At 72.5% G+C, this 17,312-nt stretch carries 17 protein-coding genes; 8 read left to right on the top strand and 9 right to left on the bottom strand.

Going from position 1 to position 17,312, the window contains the following annotated elements; all coding sequences use genetic code 11:
* Positions 1–42 precede the first annotated feature (42 nt).
* From ACGH52_RS03940 to ACGH52_RS03955, 4 genes are read left to right on the top strand one after another with little or no spacing between them, the layout of a single operon-like run.
* Entirely contained in the window at positions 43–1,119 is a 1,077-nt protein-coding gene (locus tag ACGH52_RS03940; RefSeq protein ID WP_076977691.1) for an ABC transporter substrate-binding protein, read from the top strand.
* Positions 1,116–1,973 carry an ABC transporter permease gene (locus ACGH52_RS03945; protein WP_210975657.1) on the top strand — a complete coding sequence of 286 codons (858 nt, stop codon included), beginning with the start codon at positions 1,116–1,118 and terminating at the stop codon, positions 1,971–1,973. Before ACGH52_RS03940 ends, ACGH52_RS03945 begins: the two co-directional genes overlap by 4 nt.
* Positions 1,949–2,725, top strand: a complete 777-nt coding sequence (locus ACGH52_RS03950; protein WP_121702033.1) for an ABC transporter ATP-binding protein — start codon at positions 1,949–1,951, stop codon at positions 2,723–2,725. The genes ACGH52_RS03945 and ACGH52_RS03950 overlap by 25 nt, the downstream gene beginning before the upstream one ends.
* Entirely contained in the window at positions 2,722–4,044 is a 1,323-nt protein-coding gene (locus ACGH52_RS03955; RefSeq protein WP_076977688.1) for an LLM class flavin-dependent oxidoreductase, read from the top strand. The genes ACGH52_RS03950 and ACGH52_RS03955 overlap by 4 nt, the downstream gene beginning before the upstream one ends.
* 24 nt (positions 4,045–4,068) lie before the next feature.
* Here the strand turns inward: ACGH52_RS03955 and rpfE are convergent, their stop codons facing one another.
* The 3 genes from rpfE to ACGH52_RS03970 form a co-directional block, all read right to left on the bottom strand.
* Positions 4,069–4,434: a resuscitation-promoting factor protein RpfE gene (gene rpfE / locus ACGH52_RS03960; RefSeq protein ID WP_399937607.1), complete on the bottom strand. Its 366-nt coding sequence runs from the start codon at positions 4,432–4,434 to the stop codon at positions 4,069–4,071.
* A 96-nt stretch (positions 4,435–4,530) separates the two neighbouring features.
* Positions 4,531–6,003 (bottom strand): sialate:H+ symport family MFS transporter, encoded by a 1,473-nt coding sequence (locus ACGH52_RS03965; RefSeq protein ID WP_059298875.1) that lies wholly within the window; start codon positions 6,001–6,003, stop codon positions 4,531–4,533.
* A gap of 69 nt (positions 6,004–6,072) precedes the next feature.
* Positions 6,073–7,002, bottom strand: coding sequence for a dihydrodipicolinate synthase family protein (locus ACGH52_RS03970; RefSeq protein ID WP_059298876.1), 930 nt, complete (start codon positions 7,000–7,002; stop codon positions 6,073–6,075).
* Positions 7,003–7,154: 152 nt separating this feature from the next.
* Between ACGH52_RS03970 and ACGH52_RS03975 the strand changes: the two genes are divergently transcribed.
* Positions 7,155–7,844 (top strand): FadR/GntR family transcriptional regulator, encoded by a 690-nt coding sequence (locus ACGH52_RS03975; protein ID WP_247700312.1) that lies wholly within the window; start codon positions 7,155–7,157, stop codon positions 7,842–7,844.
* A 104-nt stretch (positions 7,845–7,948) separates the two neighbouring features.
* Positions 7,949–8,440 carry a DUF5949 family protein gene (locus ACGH52_RS03980; RefSeq protein WP_076977685.1) on the top strand — a complete coding sequence of 164 codons (492 nt, stop codon included), beginning with the start codon at positions 7,949–7,951 and terminating at the stop codon, positions 8,438–8,440.
* 7 nt (positions 8,441–8,447) lie between these two features.
* On the opposite strand, the gene ACGH52_RS03985 is transcribed toward ACGH52_RS03980, so the two are convergent.
* Together ACGH52_RS03985 and ACGH52_RS03990 are read right to left on the bottom strand one after the other, a co-directional pair.
* A complete protein-coding gene (locus ACGH52_RS03985; RefSeq protein WP_059298879.1) occupies positions 8,448–8,984 on the bottom strand; it encodes an isochorismatase family cysteine hydrolase in 537 nt (178 codons plus the stop codon).
* A gap of 74 nt (positions 8,985–9,058) precedes the next feature.
* On the bottom strand, positions 9,059–9,856 hold the full coding sequence (locus ACGH52_RS03990) for a restriction endonuclease (protein ID WP_076977836.1): 798 nt from the start codon (positions 9,854–9,856) through the stop codon (positions 9,059–9,061).
* 144 nt (positions 9,857–10,000) lie between these two features.
* Between ACGH52_RS03990 and ACGH52_RS03995 the strand changes: the two genes are divergently transcribed.
* Together ACGH52_RS03995 and ACGH52_RS04000 are read left to right on the top strand one after the other, a co-directional pair.
* Complete coding sequence (locus ACGH52_RS03995; RefSeq protein ID WP_121701025.1) at positions 10,001–11,071, top strand: nitrous oxide reductase family maturation protein NosD; 1,071 nt, start codon at positions 10,001–10,003, stop codon at positions 11,069–11,071.
* Between the two features lie 64 nt (positions 11,072–11,135).
* Positions 11,136–12,164 carry a methyltransferase gene (locus ACGH52_RS04000; RefSeq protein WP_059298881.1) on the top strand — a complete coding sequence of 343 codons (1,029 nt, stop codon included), beginning with the start codon at positions 11,136–11,138 and terminating at the stop codon, positions 12,162–12,164.
* 28 nt (positions 12,165–12,192) lie between these two features.
* Here the strand turns inward: ACGH52_RS04000 and ACGH52_RS04005 are convergent, their stop codons facing one another.
* The 4 genes from ACGH52_RS04005 to ACGH52_RS04020 all read right to left on the bottom strand — a co-directional run bounded on the left by ACGH52_RS04005 (position 12,193) and on the right by ACGH52_RS04020 (position 17,219).
* Positions 12,193–13,359 carry a SchA/CurD-like domain-containing protein gene (locus ACGH52_RS04005; RefSeq protein ID WP_121701024.1) on the bottom strand — a complete coding sequence of 389 codons (1,167 nt, stop codon included), beginning with the start codon at positions 13,357–13,359 and terminating at the stop codon, positions 12,193–12,195.
* 168 nt (positions 13,360–13,527) lie between these two features.
* Positions 13,528–14,208 carry a class F sortase gene (locus ACGH52_RS04010; RefSeq protein WP_399937615.1) on the bottom strand — a complete coding sequence of 227 codons (681 nt, stop codon included), beginning with the start codon at positions 14,206–14,208 and terminating at the stop codon, positions 13,528–13,530.
* Between the two features lie 115 nt (positions 14,209–14,323).
* A complete protein-coding gene (locus ACGH52_RS04015; protein WP_399937618.1) occupies positions 14,324–15,058 on the bottom strand; it encodes a hypothetical protein in 735 nt (244 codons plus the stop codon).
* A gap of 256 nt (positions 15,059–15,314) precedes the next feature.
* Positions 15,315–17,219 (bottom strand): SpoIIE family protein phosphatase, encoded by a 1,905-nt coding sequence (locus tag ACGH52_RS04020; protein WP_210976870.1) that lies wholly within the window; start codon positions 17,217–17,219, stop codon positions 15,315–15,317.
* Positions 17,220–17,312 lie beyond the last annotated feature (93 nt).

Consider the following 17,312-nt stretch of genomic DNA (forward strand, 5'->3'; position numbering starts at 1 on the left):
CCGCCCGGCTGCCCCTTTCTCCCGTATCCCGTGAAGGCCGTCATGACCTCTCGCACACCCATGCCCGGATTCCGGCGCCGTTCCGTCCTGGCCGCACTGGCCCTCCCGTTCGCCCTCGCCTCCTGCGTGACCCCGGCCCAGTCCGCGGCGGACGGCAGGGACGTCTCGGACGAGCGGATCCCGGCCGCGGTCGCCCGCGACACCACGCTCACCGTCGGGGCGCCCGACCTCAAGGTCGCGCTCGAACTCTCCGGACAGATCGACGAACTGCCCTTCGAGGTGAAGTGGGCCAACATCAGCGGCGGCCCCCAGTGCTCGGAGGCCTTCCGCGCCGACGCCCTGGACGTCTGCTCGGCCGCGGACATCCCGTCGATCAACGCGCACTGGACGGGCCTCGACACGAAGCTCGTGGCGGTGAAGTTCCGCACCGATCCGCTCGAGAACCCCATCTACGAACTGGGCACGGCCCCGGGCTCCGGCATCAGGACCCTCGCGGACCTGCGCGGAAAGAGGATCGCCTACAGCCCCGGGCAGGCACAGGGGGCACTGGTGCTGCGCATCCTCCAGAAGGCCGGGCTCACCCAGCAGGACGTGGAACTGGTCGAACTGGCAAGCACCGGCGACGTCTATCCCACCGCGCTGGGGAACCGCCAGGTGGACGCCGCCCCCATCGCGGACGTCAACATCAAGCGCTATCTGGCGAACTACGGCAAGGAGGGCGGCGCGACGATCAAGCACGGGCTCCGGGACGACCCGGCACACCTGTGGGCGCTGACCGACTCCGTCGCCGACGCGCAGAAGTCGGCCGCCGTCCGTGAACTGGTGAAGTTCTGGGCGCGGGCGCAGACATGGATCGACCGGCACCCGAAGGAATGGGTCGCGGGCTATTACGTGAAGGACCAGGGCCTGGACCGCGAGGACGGCGAGTACCTCGTGCGGCGAGCGGGCCACCCGGACCTTCCCGCCGACTGGACCGAGGCCATCCACCGCCAGCAGCAGACCATCGACCTGCTGGCCGAGGAACAGGACCGCGAACCGTTCGACGCGGGCCTGCTCTTCGACCGCCGCTACGAGGCGGTGGCCGCCCGGGCCGTCGCCGGTGAGGGGACGTCGTCATGACCACCACGACCTTGGGCGAGCAGGCACCGCCGGCGGCGCCGCCCGCACCGGCCGCGGTCCACACCCGTCGCTCCCGCCGCGGGCGCCCGGGCCCGGGCAAACCCGTCCCGTACGGCTGGGCGATCGGCCCGGTGCTGCTGTTCGCCCTCTGGGCGGCGGGCTCGGGACTCGGTCTCCTCGACGTCCGCAGCCTGCCCGCACCGTGGACCGTCGCCGGCACCGCGGGCGACCTCATCGACAGCGGCAAGCTCCAGTCCCATCTCGGCACCTCCGCCCAACGCGCCCTTCTGGGCCTGCTGTTCGGGGTCGCGGCCGGACTGGTGCTCGCGCTCGTCTCCGGTCTCAGCCGCGTCGGCGAGGCGGTGATCGACGGCCCGGTACAGATCAAGCGGTCCATTCCCTCGCTCGCCCTGATCCCGCTGCTGATCCTCTGGTTCGGCATCGGCGAGACGATGAAGGTCGTCACGATCGCCCTCGGCGTTCTCGTCCCGGTCTACATCCACACGCACAACGGACTGCGCACCATCGACAGCCGCTACGCGGAACTCGCCGAGACGGTACGCCTGGGCCGGTTCGCCTTCGTCCGGCACGTCGTCCTCCCCGGCGCCCTGCCCGGCTTCCTGCTCGGCATGCGCTTCGCGGTGACCTCGGCCTGGCTGGCCCTGGTGGTGGTGGAGCAGGTCAACGCCACCAGCGGCATCGGCTACATGATGGAGCTGGCCCGGACGTACGGGCAGACCGACGTCATCATCGTCGGTCTCGTCGTGTACGGCCTGCTCGGCCTGGCCTCCGACGCACTCGTACGACTCGTGGAGAGGAGGGCCCTGTCATGGCGGCGCACGCTGGCGGGCTGAGGACGACCGGGGACCGCTCGGCGGTCCGCATCGAGAACCTGGTGCGCTCCTTCGGCGACCGCAGAGTGCTGGACGGGCTCGACCTGTCCATCGCGGCCGGTGAGTTCGTGGCGCTCCTCGGCCGCAGCGGCTCCGGCAAGAGCACGCTGCTGCGGGCCCTGGCCGGACTCGACCACGAGGTGGCGGGCAGCGGCGACCTCACCGCCCCCGAGCAGGTGTCCGTCGTCTTCCAGGACGCACGGCTGCTGCCGTGGAAGCGGCTGCTCGACAACGTCGTGCTGGGCCTGTCCGGACCCTTGGCCGGAGACCGGGGGCGCGACGCGCTCGCCGAGGTCGGGCTCGCCGGGCGCGAACGGGCCTGGCCCGTGGAGCTGTCGGGCGGTGAACAGCAGCGCGTCTCGCTCGCCCGGTCCCTGGTGCGCGAGCCGCGGCTGCTGCTCGCCGACGAACCGTTCGGCGCGCTGGACGCGCTGACCCGCACGCGGATGCACACCCTGCTGCGGCGGCTGTGCGAGCGGCACCGGCCCGCCGTACTGCTCGTCACCCACGACGTCGACGAGGCCATCGCGCTCGCGGACCGGGTCGTGGTGCTGGACCGGGGCCGGATCGCGGCCGACCTTCCCGTGCGGCTCTCGGCGCCGCGCCGCCCCGGCGGCACCGCGTACGCGGCCCTGCGCGGCCGGCTGCTCGCCCACCTGGGCGTGGACGTCACCGAGGACACCGGCAACGCCGAGGAGGAGAAGGCGGCATGAGCACCCGGACACTGCGTCTGAACCTGTTCGTCTACCCGGGCGGACACCACGAGGCCGCCTGGCGGTACCACGGCACCGACCCGGAACGCATCCTGGACATCGGCTTCTACCAGGACCTCGCCCGCAGGGCGGAAGCGGCCGCCTTCGACGCCGTGTTCTTCGCCGACGGTCCGTCCCTGGCGGACAACGTGCGCTACGCCAGCCGCTTCCGGCTCGAACCGTTCACCTGGCTGTCGGCTCTCGCCGCGGCCACCGAACGCATCGGCCTGATCGCCACCGCCTCGACCACGTACACGGAGCCGTACAACCTGGCCCGGCTCTTCTCCTCGCTCGACCATCTCAGCGGGGGCCGGGCGGGCTGGAACATCGTCACCACCGGCGCCCCGCAGGCCGCCGGGAACTTCGGCCTCGACGCGCACCCGGTGCACGCCGAACGGTACGAGCGCGCCCGGGAGTTCGTGGAGGTGGTGACGAAGCTGTGGGACAGCTGGGAGGACGAGGCACTCGTCGTCGACCAGAAGTCCGGCGTGTTCGCCGACACCGACCGCATCCACACGATCGACCACACGGGCCCGCGGCTGCGGGTGCGCGGACCGCTGAACCTCCCCCGCTCCCCGCAGGGCCGCCCGGTGTACGTCCAGGCGGGATCGTCCGAGGACGGCCGTTCCTTCGCCGCTGCCTACGCCGAGGCCGTGTTCACGGCGCACCAGACGCTGCGCGGCGCTCAGGAGTTCTACGCCGACCTCAAGGCGCGGGCCGGGGCGCTCGGCCGTGACCCGGACCGGCTGCTCGTCCTGCCCGGCATCAGCCCCTTCATCGGTTCGACCGAGGCGGAGGCACGGGCGCTGCACAAGGAGTTCGACGAACTCACCCAGCCCGAGTACTCGCTCCAACTGCTGCAGCGCCTGCTGGGTCTTCGGCTGAGCGCCGCCGAGCTGGACGGTCCCGTGCCCCGGCAACTCGTCGAGACCCGGGGCGAGCGCGGCAACGGCAGCCGCTTCCGGCTGGTCCTGGACATCATCGACCGCGAACAGCCCACGGTGCGCGAGCTGCTGCACCGTCTCGCGGGCGCCCGCGGCCACCGCGTGGTGGCCGGGACACCCGAGCAGGTCGCCGACCAGCTCCAGGAGTGGTTCGAGCACGGGGCGGCCGACGGCTTCAACGTCATGCCGCCCTGGCTGACCGGGGGCTTCGACCTCTTCGCCGATCAGGTGGTGCCGGTCCTGCGCGAGCGGGGCCTGTTCCGCGCGGCGTACGACGGCACCACGCTGCGCGACCACTACGGCCTGCCGCGACCCGCCGCCGCACCCGTCCGCTGAGCGCGGGCGAGCGCGGCCCCGGGCCTAGGCGCAGCCCCAGGCGGACATCCCCTGCATGCGGGCCAGGCGTTCAGCCACGGCGATCTGCTCGGCGCGGCTGGCGAGGTCCGCGCGCGGGGCGTACTTGAGGCCGCCGGCCGCGATCCAGCTGGAGCGCGCGAACTGCAGCCCGCCGTAGTAGCCGTTGCCGGTGTTGGCCTGCCAGTTGCCGCTGGACTCGCAGGCGGCGATGGCGTCCCAGTCGGTGCGCGGGGGCACCGACGGGGCGGCCACCGTCTGACCGGTGGCGCCGAGGGCGGTCGCGGCGACCAGGGTCACCGCGGCGGTGCGGATCCTGCGGCCACGCGAACCACGCACGTCGCTCTGACGATCATTTCGTCTACAGATCATACGAAGACAGTTACACCAGGCGGCCGCCGGTCGCCGCGCCGACGGCCGCGTCTTGGGCCAGTCGGAGCACACGTCGTCCCCCGCCCGCCGCCCGTCTCACGGTGCCGACCGGATGCGCTCCGCGCCGTCCGGCACCGTCGCCTCGGCGGCGAGGTAGTCCGGGACCGCCTCCTTGTCGACGAGCCGGTTGAGGCGGCTCGGGACGTCGAAGCCGATCAGCAGGATCACCACGAGGGTCAGCGAGAAGGTGAGCACGGCCAGCGACTGGCCCAGGGACATGCTCGACGCGAGCTTGGCACCGAGCACCGGGGCCACCGCGCCGCCCAGCGCGCCCACGTTGTAGGTGAAGCCCAGGGACGCGGCCCGGGTCTCGGTCGGGAAGTGCCCGGCGATGAACTTGGGCAGCAGCCCGGAGATGCCCTGCATGCAGGCGAGCATGAGGAACAGCAGGATGCCCAGCTGGAGTTGGCTGTCGCGGATCGCGAAGACGGGGAAGACGAAGGCGACACCCACCACCAGGGTGCAGGCGTACGCCCTGCGGGTGCCGAACCGGTCGCCGACGAAGCCGGTGACGACGCAGCCCGCCATCGTGCCGAACCCGGCGTAGTAGAGCGCGTCGCTGACCTGTGCCGGGGTGAAGCCCAGCTCGGTCTTGAGGTAGGTGGGCAGCAGGGCCTGCACCGGCCAGCTGTAGAGGAAGGCGCAGAAGACGGTGACGCACAGCGCGACGAAGAGCACCCACCGCTTGCGGCCGCCCAGTTGCACCGCGAAGGCGACGAGGCAGGCCGTCGCCAGGACGGACAGGACGGGTACGGCGCCCGCGCCGAGCGGGGTGAACACCGCGAAGAGCGAGCCTGTGGCGACGAGAGCGAGCACCGTGTTGACCGTCGCCCGGCGGGGACCGGCGAACAGCGGCCGGAAGGGGTTGGGCCGTTCACCGGTGGCCCCCACCCGTGCCTCCCAGTCGTCGGCCTCGGGCAGCGCCCGGCGCACCCACAGGGCGACGACGACGGGGAACAGGCCGATGTAGAACAGCCAGCGCCAGCCGTGCCCGGGCACCACGTGCTCGTAGACCTCGGCCGCCAGGACGCCGCCCAGCGAGAAGCCGGAGATGAGGAAGCCGGAGGCGCGGTTGCGCAGCCGGGCCGGCCAGCTCTCCAGGACGTAGGTGGCGCTGGCGCTGTACTCGCCCGCCATGCCCATGCCGATCAGCAGGCGGGCCGTGAACAGGCTGGTGTAGTCCCAGGCGAAGCCGCAGGCGAAGGTGCCGACCGAGTAGAGCAGGATGCTGGCCACCATGGCGCTCTTGCGGCCGAACCGGTCGCCGAGCGCGCCGAGCACCGCGCCGCCGAGCCAGCGGGTGATGAAGGCTCCGGACACGAGGCTGGCGGACTCGACGGCCGACAGTCCGAAGTCGTCGGCGATCTCGGTCAGTACGAGGGTGATGAGGACGAAGTCGAAGCCGTCGAGGAGGTAGCCGATCCAGGCGGCGAAGAAGGACTTCCACTTCTCCCGGGTGATCTCGCGGTACCAGGGCTGGGAGGTCGAGGTGGTGCGCGCAGATGACATGGCGATCCTATGCGGGTGGGGAGACGCGCGTCGGGGACGGGGACGGGGACCGGGTGGGCGAGGCTGGGTTCAGAGGAGTCCGGCCTCGGTGAGCCGGTCGCGGACCCGGGCCACGGCCGGCGCGTCGAGCGGTACCTGCGGTGCGGCGGTGGCCGGGCAGTCGATGAGACCCAGCAGGTGGGCCGCCGCCTTGAAGGCGCCGAGCGCGCTGGAGCTGCCGCCCATCAGCGCGGGGTCGCCCGCGTCGGTGAGGGCGAACAGGGCGGCGAGCCGGTCCTGTTCGGTCCTGGCGGTCGCCCAGTCCCCGGCCCGGGCGGCCTCGTAGAGGCGTACGTAGCCGTGGGCGTCGACGTTGCCGAGGCCGGGCACGACTCCGTCGGCGCCGGCGAGCAGCGCGCCGTCGACGGTCAGCTCGGAGCCGGTGAGCACGGTGAAGCCGGGGGTGCGGCGGCGGAGTTCGACCAGCAGGCGGCGCAGGGAGCCCTCGTCGCCGCTGGAGTCCTTGAGTCCGGCGAGGGTGCCGTCCCCGGCCAGGTCGAGGACCACGTCGCGGGGCAGCTTGGTGTGTACGGCGACCGGGATGTCGTAGGCGAACAGCGGCAGTCCCGAGCCCTCGCGCACGCGCCGGAAGTGGTCGGCGATCTCCACGGGGTGGGTGCGGGTGTAGAAGGGCGCCGTGGCCACGAGCGCGTCGGCGCCCGCCCGGACCGCGTCGGCCGCCCGGTCCAGGACGCGGGCCGTGGTGGTGTCGATGATCCCGGCGAGGACGGGGACGCGGCCCGCGGCGGCGTCCACGGCGGTCTCCAGCGCGGTCAGCCGCTGGGTGTCGGTGAGGTAGGCGGCCTCGCCGCTGGACCCCAGCAGGAACAGGCCGTGCACCCCCGCCGTGATCAGGTGCTCGGTGAGCCGGCGCACGGAGGCGGTGTCCACCTCGCCCTGGGGCGTGAGGGGGGTGATGACCGGGGGGACGACGCCGCTCAGCGGCGTGGGGATGGGCATGCGGTACTCCAGGTCGTACTGTCCTCGCCCCGGGCCGCGGCGGGCAGCAGCGCGCCGGAGCCCCAGGTGACGGGGGACGTAGGATGTCCCACGTCCTGTTAGAGTGACACATGTCGGAGCAGGGGATGTCAAGGGTCGAGAGGGGACGTCACATGGGCTCGGTCGCCGCCGACGCCGAGGAGAAGATCAAGGAGCTGATCGTCGAACAGGGCCTCGGTCCCGGCGATCCGCTGCCCACCGAGACGGAGCTGATGGAGCGTTTCGGCGTCAGCCGCAACTCGCTGCGGGAGGCGCTCAAGTCCCTCCAGGCCATGCACATCGTCGAGATCCGCCGCGGCTTCGGGACCTATGTCGGGTCCATGTCGCTGGAGCCGATGACCGAGGCCATGGCCTTCCGCACGGTGGTCGGGCACCGCCGCGGCCACGGCAGTCTGCTGGAGCTGCTGCAACTGCGCGAGGCCCTGGAGGCGGGACTCATGCACCAGCTCGCCGGACGGCTGCCCGAAGAGGATCTGGCCGAGCTGGACGCGCTGGTGGAGACGATGCACACGGAGGTGCGCGAGGGAGGCGAGATCGTGTCCCGCACCGACCGCGCCTTCCACCGGGTGCTGCACCGCTCGCTCGACAACGACCTGCTCAGCGAGCTGCTCGACGCCTTCTGGAGCGCCTTCCACCGGGTGCGCGCGCAGGCGCGGGGGCTCGGCTCGGCGGCCGACGGCGAGGAACTGGCCCGGATGCACGCCAGGATCGTCGAGGCCGTGCGCGCTGGTGACGCGAAGGCCGCGGAGACGGCCGTGCACCGGCACTTCGACGACATCCGCGGGCGGCTGTCGCAGCACTGACCGGGTTGGCGGACGCCCCTCGTTCGTGTGAAGAAGCGCGCGGGAGTCGCCCAGTCGGGTGACGGCCGGGCGGACGCGTCGCCGCGCGCGCTTACCGTTTCGCGGTGACCTCGATCTCCACTGACCCGCGCCCCCTGCGAACCGCCGACCTCGGCACGCTCGTCATCATGTCCTGGAGCCGTGAGACGCCCGACGGCGACGTCCCCTTCCTCCTCGCCTGCTCCCTCGGTGACGGGGAGGGCGGCCCGGAGGCGACCCCGGCCGCCGTCGAGGGGCTGCTGAGCCGCGCCGGAATCGCGGTGGGCGACGCCACCGTCCTCGACGCCACCGTCCTGCCCGATCTGCCGGTCGGCCTGCTCGTCGTACCGGGCGCCGCGGCCCTCACCATGCCGGGGGTCAACGCCCAGTTCGCCCCCACCCCGCAGTGGCGGGCGGCGGTCGACCGGCAGGGGTACGCCTGCCTCATCTTCGCCACGCGCCCCTGGTCCGGGGGCGAGCCGGGCGACGGTGCGGCGGTCGCCGCCTTCGCCAACCACGAGGACACGCTCTCCTCGGCGGCGCAGGTCGTCCTGCCCGTGCGCACCCTGCGGAGCTGAGGCCGCCTCACGTCCACAGCTCGCCGCTGTCGCAGACCCGGGCGCCCATGTTCCGTTCCATCATGCGCAGCGCCGCGTCCGCCAGGTCGGCGTGGATGTGGGCGACCGCGTCCCGCGGGACGATGACCTGCAGATGGCGGATGTGCGCGTCCAGCGCCGAGTACAGCACGCACTGCTCGGTCACCTGCCCGCACAGCACCAGCCGGTCGATCCCCTGCTGGTGCAGCAGATAGGTCAGCGGGGTCTCGAAGAACACCGAGTGGCGTGCCTTGACCACGAAGAGGGAGGACTCGTCGGGCTTCAGCGGCTCGACGAGCCGGGAGTGCGGTCCGGAGAGGGCCTTGTCGAGGATCTCGCCGTGGTGCGAGCGCCACTCCCCGAAGTTGTCGTTGACGTAGATCACGGGGACGCCCTGCCGCCTCGCCCGGTCCAGCAGTCCGGTCACATGCGGCAGTACGGACTCCACGGCGGGGATCAGGGACTCGGCGTCCTGGTGGTCGTAGGTGTTGATCATGTCGATGACGATCAGCGCGGTCTTGCCCATGCCGCCCAGGGTGCCACCGGACGGCGGTGAAGCCCCTCTGCACCCGCCGACCGCGGGTCGGTGTGCCCCCCGGCTCACCACAGGGCCCGCTCGGACGGCCCCGTCCCGTTTTCCTCGGGCGGAGGCTGCTCCCAGGGCGCCGGTCCCCCGCCCTCGCACCAGTCGCGCAGCCGCTCCTCGTTCACGCAGACTATGCCGCACCACTCGGCGTAGTCGGCGGCCGGTGCGGTGAAGTCGCTGCTGGTGACGAGGACCGCCACGTCGGCCCCGTGCACGGTGAAGCAGGTGCCGCCGAAGCGCTGGAGGTCCTGGGAGCCGACCTTGTTGTCGTCGCCGTAGCGCTTGCACTGGATGACGACCCGCCGGCCGTCGGGAGCCACCGCCAGCACGTCGGCGCCGAGATCGCCCGCCCCACCCACCACCTCGACGTCGGTGCAGCCGTCGCGCCTGCACAGGTCCGCTATCGCCTCCTCGAACTCGTAGGGGTCCAGCTCCCCCAGGTCGGCGGCGACGACGGCCACGCTGGTCTCCTCGCCGGGCGCGGACCGCGTCGGCGGTGCCTCGCGCTCCACGTCCAGCGCGTCCAGCGTCGTCGCCGTGGCCGCCGTCAGGGCGTCCGTGGTACACAGGGCCGCCCGCGCGGCGGTCCGCCGACTCCGTGCGCTCCGGCTCAGGAGAACGGCCGTGACCACCCCGACGACCAGGACGAACACCCAGACCGGCCGCCGCTGCGCCACGTCGAACGCCATGCGCACGACCCATCCCACCAGGACCAGGGCGATGGCGGCGAGGCCGAACGTCACGGTGGTCGCCCGCAGGTCGAAGCGACGCCCTGTGCGCCGCTCGCTCACACGGTGTTCAGGCACGGTCACGGTGGTCGTTCCTCCCCGGGTGGCCGACATGAAGATCATGTAGGCCTTGTGCCCACGAACCACCGCTTCAGCGCCGGTTCATGACACGCCGTCGGATGGCTTATCCCCGTCGCCACGGAATATTTCCGGCATATCTTTCGGAATATGAAGAAATGCCATGTCGTGTACCTGGTGTGCACCGCAGCCATGATCGGGACGGGGATCGGCGCGGCCCCGGCGTCCTCCGTCCCCCGGACCCACCTGGTCCACCCCGGGGAATCGATCCAGAAGGCGGTGGACGCCGCCGAGTCGGGCGACACCGTTCTCGTCACCACCGGCACCTACCACGAGAGCGTGAAGGTGAGCACCCCCGGTCTCACCCTGCGGGGCATGGGCCGTTCCACGGTCATCAGGCCCAGCACCCAGAAGGCGGCCGACAACACGTGTGCCGAGGGCGGCAACGGCATCTGTGTGATCGGCACGAAGGACGAGAACGTCAAGGGCGTCACCGTCTCCGACCTGACGGTGACCGGGTTCACCCGTACCGGTGTGTTCTCGATGGCCACCGACGGGCTGACGGTCCGGAACGTCAACGCGGTGAAGAACGGCGTCTGGGGCATCGCCCAGGAGCGGTCGGTCCACGGCATCATCCGCGGCAACACCGCCCGCGACAACGGCGACGCGGGCATCTTCCTCGCCAACACCGTCAAGACCGAGGAGGGCGCCGCCGACACCGAGGGCACGGAGGTCGCGCACAACCGGCTGGAGGGCAACCGGATCGGCGTCACCGTCCGGCGCCTGCGCAACCTCGCCGTCGCGGGCAACCACATCACCGGCAACTGCGCGGGCGTCTTCGTCGTCGGCGACGAGAACGCGCCCAAGGCCGGTGACCTGGTCGTGCGCGACAACCACGTCGTACGCAACAACAAGTCGTGCCCGAAGACCGACCGGCTGGAGGCGCTCCAGGGTTCCGGCATCGTCCTGACCGGCGTCGAGAAGGTCCTGGTCGCCGACAACACGGTCGAGGGCAACGCGGGCAAGTCGTCGATGTCGGGCGGCATCGTCCTGGCCGCGAGCGTGGTGGGCACCGCCAACGCGAAGAACGAGGTCAACGGCAACCGGCTGAGCCGGAACTCCCCCGCCGACCTGGTCAACGCCGGGACCGGCGACACCGGCAAGAGCAACACCTTCACCGGCAACACCTGCGGCGCCTCCAAGCCCGCGGGCCTGTGCTGAGCCGGTCGTAACCACCCGTGGACCGAAGACGGCCCATGGACCGAAGAAGGAAGGAAAGCGGCACATGACGACCGCACAGACCGCCCCACCCCCGCCCATGCGGCTGCGGGAGCTCGTGTTCGGGGCGGCATGTGCCGCCGCCCTCCGCGCGGCCGCACGGCTCGGCGTCGCCGACGCGCTCGGCGAGACCCCCACGGCCGTGGAGGACCTCGCGGCCGCGGTGAAGACCGAACCCAAGCCGCTGCGCCGACTGCTGCGCGCGCTGACCTGCTACGGCGTCTTCACCGAGCACAAGAACGGGACGTTCGCGCACACCGACATGTCCCGGCTGCTGCGCGAGGACGACCCGCACAGCCTGCGCAACATCACCCTGTGGTGCACCGAACCGTGGACCTGGGACGCCTGGCCGCTCCTCGACGAGGCGGTGCGCACCGGCTCCAACGTCGTCGAGGGCCTGTACGGCAAGGAGTTCTTCACCTACCTCAACGAGGACGCGCCCCAGTCGGCCGAGGTCTTCAACCGCGCCATGACGACGTCCAGCCGGCAGTCCGCCCAGGACGTCGCCGCGCTCCTCGACCTGTCGGCGAGCAGCTCGGTCGCCGACATCGGCGGCGGCCAGGGGCACGTGGTGGCGAGCCTGCTGGAGAAGTACCCGGCGATGCGGGGCACCCTGCTCGACCTGCCGCGGGTGGTGGAGAACGCCGACCCCCGGCTGCGCGAGGGCGGTGCGCTCGCGGACCGGGTCAGTATCGTGCCGGGCGACTGCCGCGAGGCCATCCCGGTGCGGGCCGACGTGTACGTCATCAAGAACATCCTGGAGTGGGACGACGACAGCACCGCCCGCGCCCTGCGCAACGTCATGGCGGCGGGCGGCCCGGGTGCCCGGGTCGTCGTCATCGAGAACCTCGTCGACGACACCCCGTCGATGCGCTTCAGCACCGCCATGGACCTGCTGCTGCTCCTCAACGTCGGCGGTGCCAAGCACACCACCGACAGCATGGTCGGCCGCCTGACCGAGGCGGGGCTCGTCATCGACGACATCCGTCCGGTCAACCCGTACCTGCACGCCTTCGACTGCACCGTGCCCGAGTGAGTCAATCGCGGACGCACACGCGGGCCGTTCAGGCGTCCGGCGCGCGCCGGTCGGTGACCAGCTCCATCCGGGCGCCCTCCAGCGCGCGGACGAGTCCGCCGCCCGTCGGGGAACCGGCGTCCGTGAAGCCGTCCAGCAGGGTCGTCAGCTCGGACACCGGGTCGGCGTCCGGCAGGCCGAGGGTCACCGCGGGATCGCCGTCGTGGAGGTCGCCGCGTACGTCGACCAGCCGCACCACGACGTCGTCACGCTGGAAGATGGTGCTGCACAGGACGGGACTGCGCGGATCCCTGGCCGCCGCCTCGTCGTGCTCGGCGAGCAGCTGGGCCAGCCGCATGCCGCAGCCCGGCCGGGCCGGGTACGACAGCGCGTGCCGCTGCGCGTCGCCCCGCTGCTCACCGGCGGTGACGTGGTGGACGGCGGGCAGCGCCGCCCGCGTGTAGAACACCCGGGCGGACTCCGGGTCGCCGAGGTCCCGGTCCTGTTCCAGGTACGGGTTGATGGCCTCCTCGACGGCCCGCACCTCGGGCTGTTCGGCCACGTGCCGCAGGGCGGCGAGCAGGTCGCCCCGCACCTCGATGGCCCGCACCACCCGGTTGCCGTGCAGGAAGAGGGAGGTGCGGCACAGGCGCGTGGTGTCGTCGACCCGCGGTTCGGGCGAGGCGTAGTCGGCGAGGATCTTGCCGACCGCCTCCTCGCTGCCCGGCTTCACCGTGAAGGTGAGCGCGTGCCGGAGGACGCCGTCGCCGACGCGCGGCTCGGCCTGCAGTCCGCCCCGGGCGTTGTCGGCGCCGGCCGTCGGACGGCCGGTCTCGCGGACCACGTGGAAGCGGAGCGACCGGGTGTCCCGCACACAGCTGTGCAGCGGCTTGACCATCCGCACGTGCTCTTCGCTGCTCACCCAGTTCAGGAACGGCGGTGCGCTCTCCCACTCGCTGGTGATCAGCCACTGGGAGGGGTTCTCGATGGACTGGCACAGCTGCTCACCGATGTGCCCGGGGACGGACTCGACGTGGCTGCGCAGGTTCTCGTACGTCTCGAGGAACTGCTGCTGGGCTCCGTCGTAGACCTCCACCAGCAGGATGACCCGCAGGCGGGAGCCGTCGAACACGGACTGGGAGACCTGGTGCGCCAGCTGTCGCGTCAGCGGTTCGGAAGCGATCGGTTCGGAAGCGGGGGTGGACGTGGTGGTCATCTGGCGCACATCTCCTTCGCGGGGGCGGAACTGTACGTCGGCCGCGGTGATGCGACGCCGGCTTGCCTCGATCCTGTGCCCGGCCCCGACGGCACGCGACCGGTGTGCACTGCGCGGGTGACCTGTGCCGCGGGCGACCGGTGCCGCGTACGGCCGGTGAGCGCGGGCTCAGGCGAGGTGGGCGAAGACGACCAGGTTGTCCGTGTAGTCCTTGACCTTGTGGTCGTAGTCGCCCGCGCAGGTGATGAGCCGTACCTCGGGCCGGGCGGCGTCGCCGTAGACGCGGTCGCTGGGGAACTCGTCCTTGGCGAAGGTCTCCAGGCCGTCGACCACGAAGGTCGCCTCGCGCCCGTCCGCGCGCCGTACCTGGAACTTGTCGCCCTTGTCGAGCTGGTCGAGGCGGGCGAAGACGGCGGGCGACGTCTTCGTGTCCACGTGCCCGGCGATGATCGAGGTGCCCTTCTCGCCCGGGGAGACGCCCTTGGCGTACCAGCCGACGAGGTTGGTGTCACCGGCCGGCGGCGGCTGCAACTGCCCCTTGTCGCCGATGGCGAGGTCGGTGAAGGGGGCGTCGACCGAGATCTCGGGGATCAGCAGGCGCACCGGCTTCGACCGGGGCAGGGCGGATCCCGCCGCGCCGGTCGCGGGCGGGGCGGACGAGGCGGTCGTGCCGGGGTGGGCGGGCAGCGGGGGTCGGGCGGGGTCGGCGGACGTGTCGTTGCCGCCGACCAGGCTCACCGCGAGGATCAGCAGGGCCACGGCGCACAGCACCATCAGGCCGGAGCGGGAGCCCTGACCGGTCGTCGTCTCGTCGTCGGCGGGGGCGGGGGCGGAAGGGGGGACTGACATCGGGGACGACCTCACTGGGGCACGGCGGCGGGGGCGGACACGATGGGCGGGGAGCGAGCCGGGCCGCCCCGTGGTTCCTGGGTGGCGGCCCGGCTGCTATCGCGCCCGGCACGGCTTACGCCACCCCGTTGACCGACTTCTTGCGGCGGACGGCGTACAGACCGGTCGCGGCGACGGCCAGGACGGCCAGCCCGCCGGCGGTCGTGGTCGGCGTGGCCAGGCCACCACCGCCGGTGTGCATGCCACCGCGCGGCTTCTCGTGCTCGCCGCCGCCCCGGGAGCCCTCGCCCTCGTCCTGGCGGTAGGTCTGCGAGCCGCCTTCCTTGGACTCGGACTCGCGGCCGCCGGACTCGCGGCCGCCGCCGTCCCAGTCGCCCTCGTTCACCGCGGCCAGCGCACCGCCGCCGGTGTGCATGCCGCCACGCGGCTCGTCGTGCTTGCTTCCGTCCTCGTGCTTGCTTCCGTCCTCGTGCTTGCTTCCGTTGTCGTGCTCCTTGCCGGAGGAGGCGTCCTCGTGGTCCCAGTCGCCCTCGCTCACCGCGGCGAGCGCGCCGCCGCCGGTGTGCATGCCACCGCGCGGCTCGTCGTGCTTGCTTCCGTTGTCGTGCTCCTTGCCGGAGGAGGCGTCCTCGTGGTCCCAGTCGCCCTCGCTCACCGCGGCGAGCGCGCCGCCGCCGGTGTGCATGCCACCGCGCGGCTCGTCGTGCTTGCTTCCGTTGTCGTGCTCCTTGCTGTAGGAAGAGTCGTCGTGGTCCCAGTCGCCACCGGCCGCCGCGTAGGCACCGGGAGCGCCGAGGACGAAGACGGCCGAGGCCGCCGCCGTGGTCAGGACCATGCGAGCAGAACGCATCTGAGGTTCCTTCCGTCACGACCGGGCAGCTGGTGCTTCGTCAGCTGAGGGGACCCGGCCCCGACGTGAATCACCGTCAGCCCACCGCCCGTCTCGCACCACTCAAGGCGCTCAGCCGGGTGAACACCCCGCCCGTTCGGGTGCCGGGACCGCTTCCGCGTCGGCTGTGAACTGGTCCGCACGGCTGTGGAGTTGGGCCGGTCCGGACGGGGCGTCACCCCGCGACGGCCGGTCACCCCCGCGCGACCCCGATCCGCTACTCCGCCGACTCCGGGTGGGTCGGGTCCTGCACGTCGGCCTCCTGGCGCCGGGAGCCGGGCGCGGCCCGGTCGGGGGCGGCCTCGCTCTGCCCGGACTGGGGCGGCGGGGGCGGCTCGGTGTCGCCGGGGGCGCCCATGCCGGCGGCGGGCACGCGCAGGGCGAGCAGGGCGACGTCGTCCCCGCGGGGCGCGATGCGCGCGAGCAGTTCGTCGCAGAAGGCGTCGACGTTCCACCTGTCCACCCGCCCGGCGAGTACGCCGGCGTGGTGGCGGAGCTGCTCCATGCCCACGTCGATGGGGCGCTCCCGGCTCTCCACCAGGCCGTCGGTGTAGAGCAGGAGGAGGCTCTCCGGCGGGAGGTCCTCGCGGGTGTCGGGCCAGTTCAGGCCGAGGCGCAGGGTGGCGCCCATGCCGATGAGCGGGCCGTGGCCGCCCTCCAGGAAGCGCGTCGCGCCGTCCCGCGTGATCAGCAGGGGCGGGGGGTGGCCGGCGTTCACCCAGTGCAGGCACCAGGGGCCGCCCTCGGCGCCTTCGACGCGGGCGAAGACGAGGGTGGCCATGGGCGCGTCGCTGGTGTTCGTCACGGCTTCGTCCAGGCGGCGCATGATCACGCTGGGCGGCTCCTGGTGGTCCCAGGCGAGGGCGCGCAGCATGTTGCGGACCTCGGCCATGTGGGCGGCGGCCTTCAGGTCGTGTCCGACCACGTCCCCGATGACCAGGGCCATCACGCCGTCGCCGAGGAGGAAGGCGTCGTACCAGTCGCCCCCGACCTCCATGGCGCTCTCGGCGGGCCAGTAGCGGGCGGCCATCCGCAGGTGGTCGACCTGCGGGAGCGGGGTCAGGAGCTGGCGCTGCATGGTCTCGGCGACGTTCTGCTGCTCGTGGTACAGCCGGGCGCTGTCCAGGACCATTCCGACGCGGCGGCCGATGTCGGCCAGCAGGGCGACCTCGGCCTCGGTGTGGGCGGGGCGCGCCCCGGCACGGGCCACCGTCAGGATGCCGTAGGACCGCTGCCGGGTGCGGAGGGGGACGACGACGGCCGCGTGGCCGCCGAGCCGCTCGAACAGCATCCGGTGGGTGGCGGCGAGCGGGTGCTCGGGGTCCTGGAACAGCTGGTCGGCGCTGAGCGGGACGGGCCGGTCACCCTTGAGAAGCAGGGTCAGCGCGGCGCGGGCCTGGTCCGGCAGCGCGGTGATGGGGCCGCGCAGGGGTCCGGCCCGGTCCGGCCGGTCGCTGCTGCGGACGGCCACCCGTTCCAGTACGTCCGACGGGCCCGAGCAGACGTCGACCGCCGCCCACTGGCCCAGTTCCGGCACCAGCAGCCGCACGAGGCGGCGCAGGGTGGTGGAGGTGCGCTCGGTGGGGACCAGCACGGTGGAGATCTCGGCGACCAGGTGCAGCTGCGCGGTGAGGTCTTCCAGTGCGGTGGTCCGCGCCTCGGTCTCCTCGGCGGCGCTGCGGTGCAGGCTGAAGTCGTGGAAGACGAGCACCAGCCCTTCCTGCCGTCCCCCGCGGACGAAGGGGGTGGTGGCCCAGATGATGGGGACCGTGGTGCCGTCGGCCCGCTGGAAGTACTCGTCGCTCCCCTCCTCGGAGGGCACCCCGTGCAGGGGGCGGCGCAGCGCGCAGCGCTCGCGGGGCACGGGGCTGCCGTCGGCATGCCGGTGCAGGAGGTCGTGCGCGTCGTGCCCGAGCATCTCCTGCTCCGACCGGCCCAGCAGGTGCTCGGCCCAAGGGTTCACCGAGGTGATCCGGGCGGTGGGGCCGAGGGTGAGGACGCCGGCGCCGAGGGTGCGCAGGACGGCGCGGGAGAAGTCGGGCTCCGGCGCGCCGTCCGCCCCGTCCGACGTGTCGTGTTCTGGTTCCTCGCCCTCCCGGTGGCCCGCCCAGCGTGACGTCACGACCCTCACAGCCTTCCGATGCCGTCCATCCCGCCAGGTTCCCCCGGCGGGCGGGGATGAACCGCTCCGCGCGGCCGAAGGGGGGAGGTCCGG

It is taken from the genome of Streptomyces sp. BBFR25 (assembly GCF_044590125.1).
GTDB lineage: Bacteria > Actinomycetota > Actinomycetes > Streptomycetales > Streptomycetaceae > Streptomyces > Streptomyces canus_D.